The organism is Pseudomonas sp. LS.1a (assembly GCF_022533585.1).
Taxonomy (GTDB): Bacteria; Pseudomonadota; Gammaproteobacteria; order Pseudomonadales; family Pseudomonadaceae; genus Aquipseudomonas.
Window position 1 is genome coordinate 2,150,223 of the sequence record NZ_CP092827.1, and the last position, 15,142, is coordinate 2,165,364.

Below are 15,142 nucleotides of genomic sequence, written 5' to 3' on the forward strand. Positions count from 1 at the left end.
ACGATTGGCGCACGCCGCCTTCAAATACTGGCTAAATGCCCTGCCAGACCCGGCAAAGCTGGTTAGACTCGCTTGACAGGGACGACACAGTGGCAGATGACGACAACGACTGATCCGCCACACCTTTTAATGGACTTTTCTAGCTCGGGCGTTCTCACATGATGCAAGCAGCCTTGATGGACCAGCGAAGCTTCCGCAAGTTGTTGAGCCGCAACGTCGGCCTACCCCTGGGGGTGGGCCTGCTGGGGGCCGTGGCCTTTGTCGCGGTGATCAACTACCTGCTTTCGGCCATGCAGTGGGTCGAGCACACCGACCAGGTGATCGGCAATGCCAACGAAACGGTCAAGCTGTCGATCGACATGGAGACCGGCATGCGTGGCTTCCTTCTCACCGGCGAGGAGCGTTTCCTCGACCCCTACGAAGTGGCCAGGCCGCGCATCCTCGGCAGCCTGCAGAGCCTGCGCGGCATGGTCGAGGACAACCCGCAACAGGTCGAACGCATCGACCGGCTGATTGCCCTGCAACAGGCCTGGAACGCCTTCGCCAACGAGATGATCGCCCAGCGCCGCGGCCAGGGTGACTACCGCGCCTCGATCGGCAGTGGCCGCGGCAAGCGCCTGACCGATGAGATCCGCAAGGAGTTCGACAGCCTGATCGGCAGCGAACAACAGCTGCGTATGGCACGTAACCAGAAGGTCAGCAATGTAACCATCACGGTCATATCGTCCTTCGTGCTGTTCATCGTCGGCCTCAGCGCCTTGCTGGCCTACCTCGGGCGGCGCGACCTGCTGGCGTTGTCGGCTACCTATGACGAAAACCTCAAGGCCCAGCAGCGCTCGGCCGAGCGCCTGGAGCACCAGGCCTGGCTGCGCAACGGGCAGACCCAACTGGCCGAGCAGGTGCTGGGCCAACTGACCCTGCCCATGCTCGGTGACAACATCCTGCGTTTCTTCGCCAGTTACCTGGGCTGTGTGGTGGGCGCCATGTACGTACGCGACGAGCATGGCCGCCTGGTGCGTATGGCCAGCTATGGCCTTGATGCGCAGGAACAGGCCCGCGAGCAGGTGCTGGGCGATCACGAAGGCCTGCTGGCCCAGGCCGTGCGCGAAGCGCGGGTGCTGCGCCTGGAAGACTTGCCCGAAGACTATTTCCACCTCAGCTCCGGCCTGGGCCGCGGCCTGCCGCGCAGTGCCCTGCTGATGCCAGCGAGCAACGACGGGCAGGTCAACGGCGTGCTGGAGCTGGGCTTCCTGCGGCCGTTGCAGGCGCGTGACGAGGAACTGCTGCAACGGGTCGCTGGCAACCTTGGCATCTCCATCGAAAGCGCTCGCTACCGGCAGCGCCTGCAGGAAGTGCTGGCCGAGACCCAGCAACTGAACGAAGAGCTGCAAGTGCAGCAGGAAGAACTGAAAACCGCCAACGAAGAACTGGAGGAACAATCCCGCGTGCTGAAGGAGTCCCAGGCTCACCTGGAAACCCAGCAGGCGGAGCTGGAGCAGACCAACGAGCAGCTGTGCGAGCGCACCGAGGCGCTGGACCGCAAGAACGACGAACTGCTCCAGGCCCAGGACGAGCTGCAGGCACGCGCCGAGGAACTGCAGCGTTCGAGCAAGTACAAGTCCGAGTTCCTCGCCAACATGTCCCACGAGTTGCGCACACCGCTGAACAGCTCGCTGATCCTGGCCAAACTGCTGGCGGAGAACGGCGAGGGCAATCTCAGCGACGAGCAGGTCAAGTTCGCCGAATCCATCTACTCGGCCGGCAACGACCTGCTCAGCCTGATCAATGACATTCTCGATATCGCCAAGGTGGAGGCCGGCAAGCTCGAAGTGCGCCCCGAAAGCACCCAGGTGGAGCGCTTGGTCGAAGGCCTGCGCGGCCTGTTCGAGCCGTTGGCCGGGCAAAAGGGCCTGGCCTTCGAGGTGACTACCGAGGCGCAAGTGCCGGCCACACTGTTCACCGACCGCCAGCGCCTGGAGCAGATCCTCAAGAACCTGCTGTCCAACGCCATCAAGTTCACCGAGCGCGGCCAGGTCAGCCTGAACATCGGTTATCAGCCCGGCACCGGCATCGTCTTTGCCGTACGCGATACCGGTATTGGCATCGCCGCCGACCAGCAGCAGGCGATCTTCGGCGCCTTCCACCAGGTCGATGGCACCAGCAACCGCCGTTATGGCGGCACCGGCCTGGGCCTGTCCATTTCCCGCGACCTGGCGCACCTGCTGGGCGGGCAGATCAGCGTCGACAGCAGCCCCGGCCAGGGCAGCGTGTTCAGCCTGATCCTGCCGGAGCGCTATGAGCGCGTGGCGCAGGATATCCAGGCGGTCAGCCTGCGCCCGGCGGTCGATAGCCTGCCACCCGCGCCGCAGGCACCGGTGCCCGCGGCGCCGAAACGCCCGGCACCAGCGTTCGCCGACGACCGCGAGCGCGCGCCGTTCGGCAACCGCTGCATTCTGGTGATCGAGGACGAACCGAACTTCGCCCGCATCCTCTTCGACCTGGCCCACGAGCTGGGTTACAGCTGCCTGGTGGCGCAGGGCGCCGACGAGGGCTTCGAGCTGGCCGCGCAGTACATCCCCGATGCCATCCTGCTGGACATGCGCCTGCCCGACCATTCCGGCCTGACCGTGCTGCAACGCCTGAAGGAGCAGGCCAGCACCCGGCACATCCCGGTGCATATCATTTCCGTGGAAGACCGGGTCGAGGCGGCCATGCACATGGGCGCTGTCGGCTACGCGGTCAAGCCCACCAGCCGCGAACAACTCAAGGAAGTGTTCGCCCGCCTGGAGGCCAAGCTGACCCAGAAGCTCAAGCACATCCTGCTGGTGGAGGACGACGACCTGCAGCGCGAGAGCATTGCCCGCCTGATCGGCGACGACGATGTCGAGATCACCGCCGTGGCCATGGCCCAGGATGCCCTGGCGTTGCTGCGCGATAACATTTACGACTGCATGATCATCGACCTCAAGCTGCCGGACATGCTCGGCAACGAACTGCTCAAGCGCATGACCGCCGAGGACATCCGCGCCTTCCCGCCGGTGATCGTGTATACCGGGCGCAACCTGACCCGCGAAGAAGAAGCCGACCTGCTCAAGTACTCGCGCTCGATCATCATCAAGGGCGCCCGCTCGCCGGAGCGCCTGCTCGATGAAGTGACGCTGTTCCTGCACAAGGTCGAGTCGCAACTTTCCAACGAACGCCAGCGCATGCTCAAGACCGCGCGCAGCCGCGACAAGGTGTTCGAAGGCCGCAAGGTGCTGCTGGTGGACGATGACGTGCGCAACATTTTCGCCCTGACCAGCGCGCTGGAGCACAAGGGCGCGATCGTCGAAATCGGCCGCAACGGCCGCGAGGCCATCGAGCGCCTGGAGCAGCATGACGACATCGACCTGGTGCTGATGGATGTGATGATGCCGGAAATGGACGGCTTCGAGGCCACCCGGTTGATCCGCCAGCAACCGCGCTGGCGCAAGCTGCCGATCATTGCCGTGACCGCCAAGGCGATGAAGGATGACCAGCAGCGTTGCCTGCAGGCCGGCGCCAACGATTACCTGGCCAAGCCGATCGACCTGGACCGCTTGTTCTCGCTGATCCGTGTGTGGCTGCCGCAACTGGAGCGAATTTGACTAGCGAACGTAACACCGATATCGAAATCCGCTTGCTGATCGAGGCCATCTACCTCAAGTACAGCTACGATTTCCGCAACTATTCCGGCGCCTCGATCAAGCGCCGGATCCTGCATGCGCTGCGCCAGTTCGACTGCCTGACGGTGTCGGCGTTGCAGGAGCGGGTGCTGCACGACCCCGGCATGTTCATGCAGTTGCTGCAGTACCTGACGATCCCGGTCAGCGAGATGTTCCGCGACCCGGGGCACTACGTGGCGCTGCGCAACGAAGTGGTGCCGCTGCTGCGCACCTGGCCGTCGATCAAGGTATGGATTGCCGGCTGCAGCACGGGCGAGGAGGTGTATTCGATGGCCATTCTGCTGCGCGAGGAAGGTCTGCTGGAACGTACCATCATCTACGCCACCGACATCAACCCGCATTCGCTGGACAAGGCCAAGCAGGGCATCTACTCAATGAAGAACATGCGCGAGTACGCCGAAAATTATCGCATCGCCGGCGGCCGGCGCGACTTTGCCGAGTACTACACGGCGGCCTACGGCAATGCCATCATGGACAGCACCCTGCGCGACAATGTGACGTTCGCTGACCACAGCCTGGCCACCGACAGCGTGTTTTCCGAAACCCAGCTGGTGTCGTGCCGCAACGTGCTTATCTACTTCAACAAGGAACTGCAGGACCGAGCCCTGGGCCTGTTCCATGAGTCCCTGTGCCACCGCGGCTTCCTGGTGCTTGGCAGCAAGGAATCGGTGGACTTTTCCGCCTACAGCGAGCGCTTCGAGCCGCTGGTCAAGCCCGAACGGATCTACCGCAAAGCATGAACGGCGTGCGCGCGGTGGTGATCGGCGCCTCGGCGGGCGGCGTGACGGCGCTGCTCACCGTGCTGGGCGCGTTGCCGGCCAGCGTCACCATCCCGGTGGTATGCGTGCTGCACCTGCCGGATGGCCGCCACAGCCAACTGGCCGAGGTGCTGCAGCGCCGCCTGCAGCGGCCGGTGTGCGAGGCCCGTGACAAGCAGCCGCTGCTCGCCGGGCAAATATACGTTGCCGGGCCAGGTTACCACCTGTCGGTGGAGCGTGACCTGACCCTGTCGCTGAGCCAGGAGCCGCCGGTGCATTTTTCCCGGCCGGCGATCGATTACCTGTTCATGTCGGCGGCCGATGCCTACGGTGCCGGCCTGCTGGGCATGCTGCTCACCGGTGCCAATGAGGATGGTGCCGAAGGCCTGGCCTATATCAAGCACAATGGGGGCCGGACTGTGGTCCAGGACCCTTGTGACGCACAGGTGGCGCTGATGCCGGAGGCCGCTCTGGCCCTGCACCAGCCCGACCATATTCTTACTCTGAGTGGCATCGAGCGGTTGCTCGCCGCCCTGGAACCCAGCGCATGCCAAGCCACACCATCGCCAAACTGCTGATCGTCGACGACCTGCCAGATAACCTGCTGGCCCTCGACGCCCTGATCCAGGGCGAAGGCCGTGAGGTGCACCAAGCCCAGTCGGCCGAGGCAGCGTTGTCGCTGTTGCTCGAGCACGAGTTCGCCCTGGCCATCCTCGACGTGCAGATGCCGGGCATGAACGGTTTCGAGCTGGCCGAGCTGATGCGCGGCACGGAAAAGACCCGCAACATCCCCATCGTGTTCGTCACCGCCGCCGGGCGCGAGATGAATTACGCGTTCAAGGGGTATGAAAGCGGTGCAGTGGACTTTTTGCACAAGCCGCTCGACATCCTGGCGGTAAAAAGCAAGGTGTCGGTGTTCGTCGACCTGTACCGCCAGCGCAAGGTGCTCGACCGCCAGTTGCAGGCCCTCGAACGCAGCCGCCAGGAGCAGGAACTGCTGCTGGCCCAGCTGCAAAAGGCGCGGGGTGAACTGGAGCATGCCGTGCGCATGCGTGATGATTTCATGTCGATCGTGTCCCACGAGGTGCGCACCCCGCTCAATGGCCTGATCCTGGAAACCCAGCTGCGCAAGCTGCACCTGAAGCGTGGCAACTTGGCCGCCTTCAGTGGCGACAAGTTGCAGGCCATGGTCGAGCGCGACGAGCGGCAGATCAACAGCCTTATCCGCCTGGTCGAAGACATGCTCGATGTGTCGCGTATCCGTACCGGCAAACTGTCGCTGCGGCCCAAAGCGTTCGACCTGGGCCAGTTGGTGCGTGGCCTGGTGGAGAACTTTGCTGCCCAGGCCACCGCATTGGGCACCCATATAGAGTTGCAACGCTGCGAGCCGCTGCAGGGCGAGTGGGACGAGTTTCGCATCGAGCAGGTGCTGGCCAATCTGTTGTCCAATGCCTTGCGTTATGGCGAGCGCAAGCCGGTGCAGGTGCGGGTGTTCGAGCAGGACGGCCTGGCGTGCGTGCAGGTGCAGGACCATGGCATCGGCATCTGCGCAGCCAACCAGCAACGCATCTTCCAGCAGTTCGAGCGGGTCGCCACCCAGCGGGCCAGTGGTGGGTTGGGCCTGGGGCTCTACATATCGGAACAGATCGTTCAGGCCCACGGCGGGCGCATATTGGTCGAGAGTGAAGAGGGCAAAGGCGCCACCTTCACCTTGCAATTGCCACTGGCAACCTACGAACAACAAAACGATCAGGCACGGGCAACCTCTGCCTGAGCCTGGGGTCTGATGGCCAGGTGTAAGTATTCAAGGCGTTGACATGAGTGAAGATGCACAAGATGTGGTGCTGGTCGTCGAGGACGAACCAGCGATTCGCATGATTCTGCGTGATTACCTGGCAGGCGAGGGCTACCACGTGCTGGTGGCCGAGGATGGCGAGCAGGCGTTCGCGATCCTGGCGAGCAAGCCGCACCTCGACTTGATGGTGACGGACTTCCGCTTGCCGGGCGGGATTTCCGGGGTGGAGATTGCCGAGCCGGCGGTGAAATTGCGGCCGGACCTGAAGGTGATCTTCATCAGCGGCTACCCGGCGGAGATTCTCGAGTCAGGCAGCCCGATCACCCGCAAGGCACCGATCCTGGCCAAGCCGTTCGACCTGGATACCTTGCACGAGCAGATCCAGGCACTCCTGCGCTAGCCCGCACAGGCCCTTTCGCGGGTAAACCCGCTCCCACAGGAACTGTGCAGGTCTTTGGATTTGCACAGTTCCTGTGGGAGCGGGTTTACCCGCGAAAGGGCCGGAACAGGCTAGCGCAGGGTCCGCTCCAGCCCACCCACCAGCATGCTTTCCATCAGCCCCAGCCCCTGTTCTTCGGGCAAGGCCTTCAACATCCCCGGCAACTGGTTCAGCAGCGTCGCCACCACATGCGCCGTGGCCACCAGAGCCTGCCCCTGCAACTTCGCCTGCGGTGCGATCAACCTCAGCAACCCTGCCTCATAGCGCTTGCGCAACAAGGCCAGACGCGCCTGCTGGTCGTCGTTCAGGCAACAGAAGTCCCGCTCCGCCAGGCGAAACTGCATGGGCCGCTCGGCATGCAGCTGCCAGTGCGCGGCAATCAGGCAGCTCAACGCCGACGCCCCGCGAGCCATGGCCCTGCGCCCTTGGTCCAGGGTGGCCTGCAACTCCTCGTACAACTCCTCGATCAGGTCGTACAACAAGTCCTGCTTGCTGGGGAAGTGATGGTACAGCGAGCCCGCGGTCAGCCCCACGTGGGCCGCCAGCTCGCGCATGCTGACCTGGCCAAAGCCCTTTTCGGCAAACAGCGCCATGGCCCGGTCACGTCGCTCTTCAAAGTTGGCACAGCGCATCGCGGCATTGACCGGGGGCATGGCGTTCGCTCCTCAGTAGGTGAAGAAACCGCGGCCGCTCTTGCGCCCCAGCCAACCGGCCGCGACCATTTCCTTGAGCAACGGGGCAGGGCGGTACTTGCTGTCGTTGAAGCCTTCATGGAAGGCCTCCATGATCGCCAGCAGGGTGTCCAGGCCGATCAGGTCGGCCAGGGCCAGCGGGCCGATTGGCTGGTTGCAGCCCAGGCGCATGCCGGTGTCGATGTCCTCGGCACTGGCCAGGCCTTCCTGGCACACGAAGATCGCTTCGTTGATCATCGGCACCAGGATGCGGTTGACCACGAAGCCCGGGCGGTTGCCGGCGGTTATCGGGGTCTTGCCGACCTTTTCGGTCACCACCAGCGCCTGGGCGTAGGTGCCGTCGCTGGTCTGCAGGCCGCGAATGATCTCGACCAGCGCCATCATCGGCACCGGGTTGAAGAAGTGCACGCCAATGAAACGCTCGGGGTGCTCGATGCTGGCTGCCAGCTGGGTGACCGACAGCGACGAGGTGTTGGTGGCGATCAGGCAGTCGGCGGCGACGTTGGCGGCCACCTGCTGCAGGATGCGCTGCTTGAGCTGCAGGTTCTCGGTGGCGGCCTCGATCACCAGCTGCGCGCCGCTCAGCTGGGTGTAGTCGGTGCTGGTGCGAATGCGGGTCCGGGCGGCTGCCGCCTTGTCGGCGTCGAGGGTGCCTTTGCTGACCTGGCGCTCGAGGTTCTTGCTCAAGGTGGCCACGCCGCGCTCCAGCGCTGCGTCGGAAACGTCCACCAGCAGCACCTGGTAGCCGGCCACCGCACACACCTGGGCAATGCCGTTGCCCATGGTGCCGGCGCCGATCACGGCGATCTGTTCAATGCTCATGTGTCAGGCTCCCTCAGACGCGCTCGAAGACCACGGCGATGCCTTGGCCACCGCCGATGCACATGGTGGCCAGGGCATAGCGGCCCTGGATGCGTTGCAGCTCATGGATGGCTTTGGTGGCGATGATCGCGCCGGTGGCACCCACCGGGTGGCCGAGGGAAATACCCGAGCCGTTGGGGTTGACCTTTTCCGGGTCGAAGCCCAGTTCGCGGGCCACGGCGCAGGCCTGGGCGGCGAAAGCTTCGTTGGACTCGATCACATCCAGGTCCTGCACCTTCAGGCCGGTCTGATCCAGCACCTTGCGGGTGGCCGGGATCGGGCCAAGGCCCATCAGTTCAGGCTCGACGCCGGCATGGGCGTAGCCCACCAGGCGTGCCAGCGGCTTCAGGCCCAGGCGGCGTACCGCATCACCACTGGCCAGTACCAGGCCGCCAGCGCCGTCGTTGATGCCACTGGCGTTGCCGGCGGTAACGGTGCCGTCCTTTTTGAATACCGTCTTCATCCCCGCCAGTTGCTCGGCGGTCACCTCGCCACGCACATGCTCGTCGGTGCTGAATTGCACGCTGCCCTTGCGGGTTTTCAGTTCCAGCGGGACGATCTGGCTGGCGAAGCGGCCTTCGGCAATGGCGCGCGCGGCGCGGCGCTGGCTGGTCAGGGCCAGTTCGTCCTGCATTTCGCGGGTAATGCCGTGCTTGGCCGCAACGTTCTCGGCAGTGATGCCCATATGGAAGTGTTCGAACGGGTCCTGCAGCACGCCGACGGTGTAGTCGATGCCTTGCAGGTCACCCATGCGTGCGCCCCAGCGTGCCTGCGGCAGCAGGTACGGGCCACGGCTCATGGATTCGGCGCCGGCCGCCACGGCCACGTCGGTGTCGCCCAGCAGCAGGCATTGGGCCGCCGAGACGATGGCCTGCAGGCCCGAGCCGCACAGGCGGTTGACGTTGAATGCCGGGGTTTCCTTGGGGATGCCGGCGTTCATTGCCGCTACACGGGCCAGGTAGGCGTCGCGCGGTTCGGTGGGGATCACCGTGCCCATCACCAGGTGGCCGACTTGCTCGGCGGCCACGCCCGAGCGCTCGATGGCGGCACGGGTGATCGCGCTGGCCAGGTCGGCCAGCGGCAGGTCCTTGAGGGAACCGCCAAAGCCACCAATGGCTGAACGGACGGCACTGACGACGTAGATTTCTGCGCTGCTCATAGGGGCTCCGATTGCGAAGGCATGGCGGGACGGGGCCAGGCTCTGCGAGAATGGCCGGCGATCCCGGAGTGGGTCCGAGTCTAGGCAAAGGCTCTGTTGCAGCCTATGCCGGAACTGTTCAAACAACCTGGCACTTTTTGCCACTCAGCATAGACAGCGAAAACCGCCATGCGCGATAGCGATTCGGTCGCCGTGTACTTCCTCAATGCCATGCTCCACGCCCTGCGCGATTGCCCCGCCGAACGCGATGCGCAGCTGCGTGCGGTGGGCATCGACCCGCAACTGCTCGAGCAGCCCCAGGCCCGTGTACCGGCCAAGGCTTTCGCCCAGCTGTGGCTGGCGCTGATCCAGCGCCTGGACGACGAGTTCTTCCGTCTCGACAGCCACGGCATGCCGCCGGGCAGCTTCGCCCTGATCTGCCGAGGCCTGATCCTGGAGCCGAACCTGGAGAAAGCCTTGCGCCAGTGCATGGCTGGTTTCGGCCTGTTCCTGCGTGACTTGCGCGGCAGCCTGACGGTGCGCGGCGGGCGGGCGTTGATCAGCGTGCAGTCGAGCATTGCCGACCCGCTGACCCGGGTGTATGCCGAGGAAACCTACCTGGTGCTGATGATCGGCATGCTGTGCTGGCTGGCCGGGCGGCGCATCGCCATCGACCGCACCGAGCTGGCGGTGTCGCGCCCGGCCCAGGAGGACGACCTGCTGCTGTGGGGGCCGGACCTGCGCCTGGGCAGCGGGCGCACCGAAGTGGAGTTCGACAGCGCCTACCTGCGCCTGCCAGTGGTGCAGGACCTGGCGGCCCTGAAAACCTTCCTGCGCAGCGCGCCGCAGGGGCTGGTGATTCGCTTTCGCAACCAGAACGGGCTGGTGGCCGAGGTGTATCGGCACCTGCGGGCGCGGCGCTATGGGCAGTGGCCGACGCTGGCGGCGCTGGCGCAGCAGCAGGGGGTCAGTGCCAGTACCTTCCGTCGGCAACTGGAGCGGGAGGGGCGTTCGTACCAGCAGATCAAGGATGAGGTGCGCCGGGCAACGGCCTTCGAGCGGTTGCGCGAAGGGGAGTTGAGCATTGCCGAGATTGCCGAGCAGACGGGGTTCCAGGAGCCCAGTGCGTTTCACCGGGCGTTCAAGAAGTGGACCGGGCAGAGCCCCGGGAGCTACCGGGCGCGATTGGCCGGACGTTGAGATGTTGCCTGTGCCGGCCTCTTCGCGGGTAAACCCGCTCCCACAGGTACGGCGCAACTTTCAGATTCCGTGAGATCCCTGTGGGAGCGGGCAAGCCCGCGAAGAGGCTGGTACAGGCTCCGATCAATGATCAGGCCGGCACCATGGCAAACCCGACCCCGAAGCGGTTCCAGGCATTGATGGTGGCAATTGCCAAGGTCAGGCTGGCCACCTCGGCCGGCTCGAAGTGTTGCTGCAAGGCCTCATATTCTGCCTGCGGCGCGCCATGCTCGGGCAGCCGGGTCAGGCTCTCCACCCAGGCCAGGGCGGCACGTTCGCGCGGGGTGAAGTAGGCGGTTTCCTGCCAGACGCACAAGGTCTGCAGGCGTGCCTCGGTCTCACCGGCCTTGCGCGCATCGTTGGCGTGCAGGTTGACGCAGTAGGCGCAGCCGTTGATCTGCGAAGCCCGCAGGCGCACCAGCTCCAGCAGGGAATTCTCCAGGCCGCTCTTGGCCAGGGCCTGCTCCAGGCCGACCATGGCTTTGTAGGCTTCGGGGGCGTGCTTGGCCCATTCGATACGGTTATGCATGGCTGTCTCCAAAGGGTGAGGGGAGGGATGGCGCTACTGTAGCGTCGCCCGTTGGCCCGCCCGATAGCCAATCACGCGCATAAGCGGGAGGCCAATCGGCCATTTGGGAGGCCACTGACAGGCATCCAATCTCTTCATTTCTGCCAGGCCGCTCAAGCCCGGATAATGACCAGGTCTTGCAACAGGAGGACCGATTCATGTCCGAAGAACGCTACATGCGCGAAGCCCTCGACCTGGCCCGCGCCAATATTCAGGCCGGTGGCCGGCCCTTCGGCGCCGTGCTCGTGTACCAGGGGCAGGTGCTGGCGCGTGCGGTCAACGAGATCCACAGCACCCAGGACCCGACCGCCCACGCCGAGATGCAGGCCATCCGCAAGGCCAGCCATGCCCTGGGCCAGGCGCGCCTGGACGGCGCCGAAATCTACGCCAGCGGCCACCCGTGCCCGATGTGCCTGGCGGCCATGCACCTGTGTGGCATCGAGCGGGCCTGGTTTGCCTACGACAACGCCGAGGGCGAAGCCTACGGTTTGTCCACCGCGGCGGTATACGCGCAGATGGCTCGCCCGCCCCAGCAGCAGAGCCTGCCGCTGCGCGCACTGAAGCCCAGCGGCGAAGCCGGTCTGTACCTTGAATGGAAACAGGCCAACGCACAATGAGAGCGGCATTGAACCTGTTGCTGGTCATCCTGCTGGCACTGAACCTGCGGCCGATCCTGACCAGTATCGGCCCGTTGCTCGAACCCATGCGCGCCAGCACCGGCCTGGGTTACCAGCAGGCAGCCTTGCTGACGGCGTTGCCGGTGCTGTGCATGGGCCTGGTGCCCTTGCTGCAACCCTGGTTGCGGCGCTGGATCAGCGAACATGGCGGCATGCTCGCTGGCCTGGCTGCCATCGCTCTGGCCTGCCTGTGGCGCCTGCAACTGGACAGCGCCTGGGCGCTGCTTGCCAGTGCGGTGGTCGCCGGCCTGGGGGTGGCGGTAGTGCAGGGCATGATGCCGGGGCTGGTCAACCGCTGGTTCCCCGGGCGCCTGGCGGGAGCGATGGGCCTGTATTCGGCAGCACTGATGAGTGGCGGCGGCCTGGCTGCCGTGCTCGGGCCGCATATCAGTGGCTACTTCGGCCGCTGGCAGGCCGGCCTGGGCCTGTGGGCGATCCCGGCCGTACTGGCGGTGCTGGCCTGGGCCGCGCTGCGGCCACGCCAGGAGGCGCCGAAGCTGGCCGGTGCCCCCGGCGGGCACTGGTTCGGTACGCGCCGGGCCTGGTTGCTGGCGCTGTATTTCGGCTTGATCAACGGCGGCTACACCAGCATGGTGGCCTGGTTGCCGGCCTATCACATCGAGCACGGCGGCAGCGCCCAGGGCGGCGCCGACCTGGTTGGCCTGATGACCATCTTCCAGGTGGCCGGTGCACTGGGCCTGCCACTGTTGCTGCGACGCTGGGCAGACCGGCGCCCGGGCCTGTGCCTGGCATTGGCGATCCAGCTGGTGGGTTTCCTCGGCCTGCTGCTGGCACCAACACTGGCCTCGGGGCTGTGGGTGGCGATGATCGGTTTCGGCCTGGGGGCCTGCTTCAGCCAGAGCCTGACGCTGACCCTGGAACACCTGAAGACGCCTGCCGAGGCTGGCAGCCTGGCGGCGTTCGTGCAGGGTATCGGCTTCATCATCACCGGCATCGTGCCGTACGTCACCGGCTGGTTGCGCGATATGAGCGGTGATTTCCAGGCCTCGTGGACGCTGCTGACCGTGACTGTGGTGGCGATGCTGCTGGTAACCGCGTGCTTCAACCCACGCGGTTATGCCGCTGCCATTGCCCGCCCGGTTGTCGGGGGCAAGGCCGCGCCAGTCAACTGAGGCGCTGCAGGGTGTCGCGCACCCTGTCCAGCGCCGGGTCGATGTCCAGCAGCTCGATGGCGCCGAAGCCCAGCAACAGCCCCGGGCGCACTGGCGCTTCGCTGAAGAACGGTGCCAGCGAGTACAGGCCGACCTCCACCTTGCGCGCGAGGTTGGCCAGCAGTTCTACATCGACCCCAGGTTTGGCCAGCGCGCTGAGGTGGAAACCGGCGCTGGCGGGGATGGCGCTGAACCACGGCGCCAGGTCACCGCCCAGGCGCGCGAGGATGCGTTCGCGGCGGGCGCTGTAGACCTCGTGGCAACGGCGTATGTGCTTGTTCAGGTGGCCTTCGCCGAGAAACCGCGCCAGTGCCCACTGCAACAGGGTCGGGCTGTGCCAGTCGCTGAGGTGCTTGGCCACGCAGGCGGCCTTCAACACGGCGGGCGGTAGTACGGCGTAGCCCAGGCGCAGCTCGGGCAGCAAGGTCTTGGAAAAGGTCCCCACATAGGCCACCAGGCCATGGCGGTCGAGGCGCTGCAAAGCATCCGCGGCGGGGCCGTGGTAGCGGAATTCGCAGTCGTAGTCGTCTTCGATGATCAGTGCACCCAGCTCGGCGGCCCGTGCCAGCAGGGCGTGCCGGCGTGGCTCGCTCATCGGCATGCCCAGCGGGAACTGGTGCGAGGGCGTCACATAGATCAGCCGGGTGCCGTCGGCGATCTGCTCCACGCACAGGCCTTCATCGTCCACCGGTACCGATTGCAGGCGTGCGCCCAGGGCCAGGAACAGTTGCCGCGCCGGCGGGTAGCCGGGGTCTTCCATGGCCACCTGGCAACCTGGCTCGACCAGCACCCGGGCGATCAGGTCCAGTGCCTGCTGGGCGCCGTTGCACACCAGCAGGTCGGCGGCGCTGCAGTGCACGCCGCGGGCGTAGGCGACATGGTGGGCGATGGCCTCGCGCAGCTCTGGCAGGCCCTGGGCCGCGAACTGTCGCTCGGGGTGACGCTGGCTGCGGCGCAGGGCATAGTTCAGGCAACTGCGCCACTGGTCGAACGGGAACTGCGCCTTGCTCGACGCCCCGCCGATAAAGTCATAGCGCGAGGGTGCCTCCAACTGACGTTGGCTCAGCACGGTGGCGCGTTGCTGCCAGCGTTCGAGCGAGGCGGCACCGGCCAGGGGAATGGCGCTTGATTCGCTGTTGCGCAGCGGCTGGCGCGGGGTGATGAAGGTGCCACGGCCGACCACGCCGCTTAGCAGATTGTCGTAGGTCAGCCGGGAATAGGCCTCGGCAACGGTCTTGCGCGATACGCCCAACTGCACTGCCAGCAGGCGGCTTGGCGGCAGTTGAGTGCCGGCGGCCAGATGGCCGCTGTCGATGCCGGCACGCAGTTGCTGGTAAAGCTGGTCTGCCAGGCCTTTGCGGCCTTCCAGGCGAATGTGCAGTTCCATGGTGTGGTCCGGAGCAGGGGATTGCTCAGGATAGCGGATTGGCTGGGGAAGGGCAGGGGGCCGCTTTGCGGCCCATCGCGACACAAGGCCGCTCCCACAGTAACATCACAGACTTTGAATGCAGCGCTGTACCTGTGGGAGCGGCCTTGTGTCGCGATGGGGTGCGAAGCCCCCCCGGAAAGCCAACGCAAACTCAGATCCGGGCAGTGCTCACCGTGATGTAGCCCTTGTCCGCCAGCGCAATGCGTATCACCGTCTCGTCCGCCGGCGCCTTGCGGTTGCGTTTGATGCGCACGCCTTCCACCGCCGCCGCTTTCATATGCTCGGAAATGACCCGCCCGTTCGGGTCGAAGAACACCTCGCTGGCCAGCAACTCGATACGCTCGATCAGTTGGCGGGAGCGTTCATCGGTGGCGCAGAAGAACATCACCCCCGACAGGTGGGGGTCTTCATCCGGGTTGTTCATGTCATGGGCCAGCAGTTCGCGCAGGGTGCTGCGCAATTCGGCGGTGGGGCGGGCGTACGGGTGCATGCATAAGCTCCTCTGGATCGCGACCTTGCGTCATCCAGTGCCGATCATGTTTTCAGTGGGCAGGGCCCACAATTAGGACGCTTCCGAGCGTCTTGTAGGAAATTTCTGAAGCGACCGGGATGCCCCCCAAGCTGGCGAGAGGACGGTGCCTGCGGCACAATCTGCCGCCCGCTACCTGCC

Annotated in this window: 14 protein-coding genes; 8 read left to right on the forward strand and 6 right to left on the reverse strand. The window is 65.3% G+C overall.

The window, feature by feature from the left end; translation table 11 throughout:
• Positions 1-158: 158 nt before the first annotated feature.
• The 5 genes from MKK04_RS09945 to MKK04_RS09965 are packed head-to-tail and all read left to right on the forward strand — an operon-like array spanning position 159 to position 6,657.
• Positions 159-3,626, forward strand: coding sequence for a response regulator (locus MKK04_RS09945; protein ID WP_207837662.1), 3,468 nt, complete (start codon positions 159-161; stop codon positions 3,624-3,626).
• On the forward strand, positions 3,623-4,444 hold the full coding sequence (locus tag MKK04_RS09950) for a CheR family methyltransferase (protein WP_207837664.1): 822 nt from the start codon (positions 3,623-3,625) through the stop codon (positions 4,442-4,444). Before MKK04_RS09945 ends, MKK04_RS09950 begins: the two co-directional genes overlap by 4 nt.
• Positions 4,441-5,040, forward strand: coding sequence for a chemotaxis protein CheB (locus MKK04_RS09955; RefSeq protein WP_063914912.1), 600 nt, complete (start codon positions 4,441-4,443; stop codon positions 5,038-5,040). Before MKK04_RS09950 ends, MKK04_RS09955 begins: the two co-directional genes overlap by 4 nt.
• Positions 5,010-6,236: a hybrid sensor histidine kinase/response regulator gene (locus MKK04_RS09960; protein ID WP_207837666.1), complete on the forward strand. Its 1,227-nt coding sequence runs from the start codon at positions 5,010-5,012 to the stop codon at positions 6,234-6,236. Before MKK04_RS09955 ends, MKK04_RS09960 begins: the two co-directional genes overlap by 31 nt.
• Positions 6,237-6,279: 43 nt before the next feature.
• The gene (locus MKK04_RS09965) at positions 6,280-6,657 is read left to right on the forward strand and encodes a response regulator (RefSeq protein WP_009686481.1); all 378 of its coding nucleotides are present in this window, start codon (positions 6,280-6,282) and stop codon (positions 6,655-6,657) included.
• Between the two features lie 110 nt (positions 6,658-6,767).
• Here MKK04_RS09965 and MKK04_RS09970 read toward each other — a convergent pair whose 3' ends face one another.
• From MKK04_RS09970 to MKK04_RS09980, 3 genes are read right to left on the reverse strand one after another with little or no spacing between them, the layout of a single operon-like run.
• Positions 6,768-7,349, reverse strand: coding sequence for a TetR/AcrR family transcriptional regulator (locus tag MKK04_RS09970; RefSeq protein ID WP_207837669.1), 582 nt, complete (start codon positions 7,347-7,349; stop codon positions 6,768-6,770).
• A 12-nt stretch (positions 7,350-7,361) separates the two neighbouring features.
• Positions 7,362-8,210 carry a 3-hydroxybutyryl-CoA dehydrogenase gene (locus MKK04_RS09975; protein ID WP_241106521.1) on the reverse strand — a complete coding sequence of 283 codons (849 nt, stop codon included), beginning with the start codon at positions 8,208-8,210 and terminating at the stop codon, positions 7,362-7,364.
• 13 nt (positions 8,211-8,223) lie between these two features.
• Positions 8,224-9,408 carry an acetyl-CoA C-acyltransferase family protein gene (locus MKK04_RS09980; RefSeq protein ID WP_241106522.1) on the reverse strand — a complete coding sequence of 395 codons (1,185 nt, stop codon included), beginning with the start codon at positions 9,406-9,408 and terminating at the stop codon, positions 8,224-8,226.
• A 168-nt stretch (positions 9,409-9,576) separates the two neighbouring features.
• On the opposite strand from MKK04_RS09980, the gene MKK04_RS09985 reads away from it, so the two are divergent.
• On the forward strand, positions 9,577-10,587 hold the full coding sequence (locus tag MKK04_RS09985; RefSeq protein WP_207837674.1) for an AraC family transcriptional regulator: 1,011 nt from the start codon (positions 9,577-9,579) through the stop codon (positions 10,585-10,587).
• 130 nt (positions 10,588-10,717) lie between these two features.
• Here the strand turns inward: MKK04_RS09985 and MKK04_RS09990 are convergent, their stop codons facing one another.
• The gene (locus MKK04_RS09990) at positions 10,718-11,155 is read right to left on the reverse strand and encodes a carboxymuconolactone decarboxylase family protein (protein ID WP_207837676.1); all 438 of its coding nucleotides are present in this window, start codon (positions 11,153-11,155) and stop codon (positions 10,718-10,720) included.
• A 197-nt stretch (positions 11,156-11,352) separates the two neighbouring features.
• Here MKK04_RS09990 and MKK04_RS09995 point away from each other — a divergent pair, with 197 nt between their 5' ends.
• Both MKK04_RS09995 and MKK04_RS10000 read left to right on the forward strand, forming a co-directional pair.
• Entirely contained in the window at positions 11,353-11,811 is a 459-nt protein-coding gene (locus tag MKK04_RS09995) for a nucleoside deaminase (RefSeq protein ID WP_063914918.1), read from the forward strand.
• The gene (locus tag MKK04_RS10000; protein ID WP_241106523.1) at positions 11,808-13,004 is read left to right on the forward strand and encodes a cyanate transporter; all 1,197 of its coding nucleotides are present in this window, start codon (positions 11,808-11,810) and stop codon (positions 13,002-13,004) included. Before MKK04_RS09995 ends, MKK04_RS10000 begins: the two co-directional genes overlap by 4 nt.
• Here the strand turns inward: MKK04_RS10000 and pdxR are convergent.
• Both pdxR and MKK04_RS10010 read right to left on the reverse strand, forming a co-directional pair.
• Complete coding sequence (pdxR, locus tag MKK04_RS10005) at positions 12,997-14,430, reverse strand: MocR-like pyridoxine biosynthesis transcription factor PdxR (protein ID WP_233694337.1); 1,434 nt, start codon at positions 14,428-14,430, stop codon at positions 12,997-12,999. The genes MKK04_RS10000 and pdxR overlap by 8 nt on opposite strands.
• 193 nt (positions 14,431-14,623) lie before the next feature.
• Complete coding sequence (locus MKK04_RS10010; RefSeq protein ID WP_207837681.1) at positions 14,624-14,962, reverse strand: hypothetical protein; 339 nt, start codon at positions 14,960-14,962, stop codon at positions 14,624-14,626.
• Between the last annotated feature and the right edge of the window lie 180 nt (positions 14,963-15,142).